The sequence below is a fragment of the Kitasatospora sp. NPDC005856 genome (assembly GCF_040629945.1).
GTDB lineage: Bacteria > Actinomycetota > Actinomycetes > Streptomycetales > Streptomycetaceae > Kitasatospora.
The window spans coordinates 1-1,037 of the sequence record NZ_JBEXWT010000259.1 but is presented as its reverse complement, the minus strand read 5'-3'; the positions used below and the strand labels follow the sequence as shown (position 1 = coordinate 1,037).

Below are 1,037 nucleotides of genomic sequence, written 5' to 3'. Positions count from 1 at the left end.
CGCCCCTGCTCGTCCACCTCCGCCGCGAACGGAGCGATCTTCGCCTCGGCCAGCGAACGCACCGCCTCACGGAGCATCCCGTGCTCCTCGGAGATACGGAAGAGATCGAACTCCTGGCTCATGATCGCCACTCCTGTTTCACGACGGTACTCAGTACCCTTCATTATGCATGCGCGCGGCAAAAAGGGAACTCAGTGCCTTCCCTTCGCGGCACTGAGTTCCCTATCCTTTTCGTGCCGAACTTCTGGCGTGCTTCCGCCGCAATCCCACCGAACGAAGCCGGTCCGAGCGCAGGGAGATGACAGCGTGGTCCACTCAGCCATCGATGCCGACACCCGCAGCACGACGCTGTACTTCCAGCGCTGCGCGTGGTGCAACAACCCGACCTTCCAGCGGCTGCTCTGCCCCACCTGCGGATCCACCGACCTCAGGCTGGAGCCCAGCGAGGGCACCGGCGTGGTGCGGCGCTGCGCGGTCGAGCAGGCCCGGACGCCGCTGGTCCGTCAGAAGTCGCTGATCCGCATGGCGGAGGGCTTCGACGTCTGGTGCATCGTGGACGGGATGCGCAGCACCGTCCCGGTCGGTACCCGGGTGCGGCTGCTCCCCTCCCCCGACTCCGACCAGCCGGAGCTGCGGCTGCTGCCGACGGAGGAGCCGGCGCCGGTGCAGGACCCCGAACCGCGCCCGCTGCCGCCCACCCAGGGGGGCTTCACCCAGCACCTCGCGGCCTTCGTCGCGGAGTGAGTCGAGTCGCCGGGCGGTTCGCGCGGAGGCCGGAGCAACCGGGACGGACGGCGCGGACAGAGCGGACGGCGCTCCCGGACGCCGGGAAATCCACGGAGGGCGTGGCACCGAGTACCACTCGGCGCCACGCCCTCCAGTGTCCTACGGGGATCAGGCCTTGCGGGCCTTCACCTCGGCGGTGAGCTGCGGCAGCACCTCGAAGAGGTCGCCGACCACGCCGTAGTCGGCGAGCTCGAAGATCGGGGCCTCGGGGTCCTTGTTGACGGCCACGATGGTCTTCGAGGTCTGCATGC

Annotated in this window: 2 protein-coding genes and 1 pseudogene; 1 reads left to right on the top strand and 2 read right to left on the bottom strand. The window is 68.9% G+C overall.

The genetic code is table 11. From position 1 onward, the window contains the following. On the bottom strand, window positions 1–122 hold a 122-nt coding region (locus ABZ449_RS42360), incomplete at its 3' end, for an acyl-CoA dehydrogenase family protein (protein WP_360357545.1). 184 nt (window positions 123–306) lie between these two features. Between ABZ449_RS42360 and ABZ449_RS42355 the strand changes: the two genes are divergently transcribed. Then, complete coding sequence (locus ABZ449_RS42355) at window positions 307–744, top strand: hypothetical protein (RefSeq protein WP_360357543.1); 438 nt, start codon at window positions 307–309, stop codon at window positions 742–744. A gap of 150 nt (window positions 745–894) precedes the next feature. On the opposite strand, the pseudogene ABZ449_RS42350 reads toward ABZ449_RS42355, so the two are convergent. Then, window positions 895–1,037: pseudogene (locus tag ABZ449_RS42350) on the bottom strand (electron transfer flavoprotein subunit alpha/FixB family protein); the annotation flags it as partial.